Annotated in this window: 2 protein-coding genes; both read left to right on the top strand. The window is 27.8% G+C overall.

Features of this window, described 5'->3' with window-relative positions:
- Nucleotides 1–77 precede the first annotated feature (77 nt).
- Nucleotides 78–2,375 carry an ATP-binding protein gene (locus V6137_RS20710; RefSeq protein WP_425449850.1) on the top strand — a complete coding sequence of 766 codons (2,298 nt, stop codon included), beginning with the start codon at nucleotides 78–80 and terminating at the stop codon, nucleotides 2,373–2,375.
- A gap of 27 nt (nucleotides 2,376–2,402) precedes the next feature.
- Nucleotides 2,403–2,903, top strand: a complete 501-nt coding sequence (locus tag V6137_RS20705) for a D-glycero-alpha-D-manno-heptose-1,7-bisphosphate 7-phosphatase (RefSeq protein ID WP_425449849.1) — start codon at nucleotides 2,403–2,405, stop codon at nucleotides 2,901–2,903.
- Nucleotides 2,904–3,279 lie beyond the last annotated feature (376 nt).

The raw sequence follows: 3,279 nt of genomic DNA, 5'->3' as shown, positions 1-3,279 counted from the left end.
TGACAAAGAATTTTTTTATATATAGAATAAAACATAGAATAAAAGAAAAAATATAAAGTAGATTAAGGAGAGTTTAAATGAATAATATAATAATTATTTATATTATAATAGCTATTATAAAAATACACTTAGGTGCTTTGGTGTTCAAATCAAATTCGACTAGAACCCTAAATAAAGTATTTTTATATATGATGATAAATTTATCGGCTTTAACTTTTTTTTATGGAATGTCAGTTCACTCTCAAAACTTTGAAGAATTTACATTTTGGCATAGATTATATTTTATTTCGTATAGTACCATAGCTCCCATATCGATTAATTTCTTTTTGCTTTTATCTAAAAATAAAAAGTTGTTACATAGTAAGATATTTGCTTGTATTGTTTATTTACCATCTATAATATTTATATATAAGATATTAACTGGTGTATTTGTTATAAAAGAAGTAATAGAAACTAAATATGGGATGATTGCAAGTACACCATTTGAATTTTCTTGGTATTTGGCCCATTCAATATATATGATCTTTACTGTAATCTTTGGAATAATATCTATACTGTGGTGGGGAAGTAAAACCAATCAGAAAAGGGAGAAAAAACAGGCTAGATTCTTAAGTGTGTTTATTATAATAACTTTTATTATGAATATAATATTATTTAATATGTATAATAAAGTGTATTTGATGTTAATATTAACTCCATTAGTAACATTATGGTGGGCATTGGGTATAACTTATTCCCTAGTTAGATATAAAACCATATCTCTAACAATAGAAGCCTATAGTAAAGAAATAATAGATTCTTTAGATTTAATGTTTTTAATAAATCCCGACGGGAAAATATTAAGAACTAATAATAAGACATCAAAACTATTAGGATATGGAAGGAAATCATTATTAGAGGCTTCTATCATATCACTGATAAAAGAAAAGGAAACATTACTTAAAAATAAAGAAGATAAAAAGAAACTAGATGACTGTAAGTGTGAGTTAACTTTTATATGTAAAGATAAAGAAGAGGTACCTATGAGCGTGTCAGTGTCAGTATTAAGGGATAAATATGGTGATATATTAGGATATATTTTAGTAGGTCAAGATATTAGAGAAATGAAAAGACTTAAAATAGAAATTGAAAGAAGAAAAAAGTTTGAAGATGAACTTAGGGAGAGTAGAAAAAAATACAGGATATTTTTTGAAATGTGTCCTGATTTTATATGTATGATAGATATGGCTACCCATGAAATAGTTGAAGCCAATCCATCTGCTTTAAATGCATTTAAAGCATCTATTGATAATTTAAAGGGAAAAAAGATAGATGATTTTCTTATAGATGTTAATGATAAGAAGATAGTAGAAGTAGAAAAGGAATTAATTAATGGGAATGATGTTAGATGGCTTGAAATAGACATCAGCAATAGCAAAGGTGAATTATTACAGCTAGAGGCTAATTTAACACCAATAACAGAAAATGGTAAACTTACTAAAATACTAGGTTTATCCCGTGATATATCAGAGAAGAAACATGCAGAAAAGTTGAAGAAGAAAGTAGAAGAAAAAAGCAGGTTATTAGAGGAAATACAAGAATATAGCGAATTAAAAAATCAATTTATAGCAAATATATCCCATGAACTGAGAACACCTTTAAACATAATACTGGGAACATTACAGTTATATGACATATATTTTAATGGAGATTTGAACTTTAATAAATTGGAGAATATAAAAAAGCATTCTAAGGTTATGAAACAAAATTGTTATAGATTATTAAGATTAGTAAATAACTTAATAGATATAACAAAAATAGATGCGGGTTTTTATAAAATTGATTTGCAAAACTGTGATATTGTACATCTCGTTGAGGAAATAACACTATCAGTTGTGGAATATGCAAATAATAAAAATAGAACTATTATATTTGATACTGATATTGAGGAAAAAATCATATCCTGTGACCCTGATAAAATAGAAAGAATATTATTAAACCTTTTATCAAATGCCATAAAATTTACTGAGGAAGGAGACACTATAAAAGTATATATATCCTATGATAGTTCTAACATAATAATAACAGTAGAAGACACAGGGATAGGTATTTCTGATAAAAATAAAGAAGCTATTTTTGAAAGATTTACCCAAGCAGATAGTCTTCTTACTAGAAGAAATGAAGGTAGTGGTATAGGTCTTTGTTTGGTTAAATCTTTTGTAGAAATGCATGATGGAACCATAGAGGTTGATAGTATTTATGGAGAAGGAAGCAAATTCATAATAAAACTCCCGATGAAAAAATTGGATTATCAAAATGAAAATGATATTGATTATAATAGGTCAAAAGAGATTGTTGAAAGGATAAATATAGAGTTTTCAGATATATATTCCTAAATAATAAGTATAAAAAGAGGTGATAAATTGAAAAGGGCAATTTTCTGTGATAGAGATGGGGTAATTAATGATAATACAAAGCATGTAAACAAACCCGATGATCTTACAATATATAATGAAGCTAAAGAAGGTCTAAAGAAACTCTATAACAATGAGTATGAATTGTTTGTTGTAACTAATCAAGGGGGAGTTGAACTTGGATATATAGGGGAAACACAATTAGATGGGATTCACGAAAAGATGATTAAAGAATTGAAAGATTATTGTGAGTTTAAAGAGATAGTTTATTGTCCAGATTTCCATAGAAAATCGGACTGTAGAAAGCCAAAGCCAGGAATGATAGTAAAATTGGCTAAAAAATATGACATAGATTTAAAAAACAGCTGGATGATAGGAGACATGGAAACAGATATTACAGCTGGTATAAAAGCCGGTTGTAAAACAGGGAAAATAGGAAAAAAAGATGAAAGAGCGGATGTTAACGGAAGGAATCTAAATGACTTAGCAGATAAAATATTAGAGCAGTAAAATAAAATGTTTTTAAATCAAACTAAAGGGTAATAATGGAATAGAAGGTAATGAAAATCATTATCAAGGGAGGGGTTATTAATGTTAAAACGTTTAATTAAAAAAAGTAAAAGAGTAAGTAAAGATTATGAAAATTATTATGTTGGATTAAGTCGAGAAAATTATATATGCCCTTTAAATGACGGTTACTATATATAATGAAATATATCAAAGTTTTCCTAAAAAGACAAAGTATCTATAGATACTTTGTCTTTTTTTATGTGTGCCCAGCATGGACACAGTCTATAGGGTGAAAGTCCCGAACACCGAAGGTGATATAGGTGCTAGCTAAAGACAAGGGTGTCCACCGTGAGGTGGAATCTGAAGGAAGTCGGCG

The sequence above is a fragment of the Dethiothermospora halolimnae genome (assembly GCF_037577855.1).
GTDB lineage: Bacteria > Bacillota > Clostridia > Tissierellales > VENL01 > Dethiothermospora > Dethiothermospora halolimnae.
Note: the sequence above shows the minus strand (reverse complement) of the source record. Positions and strands in the feature narration are given on the sequence as shown.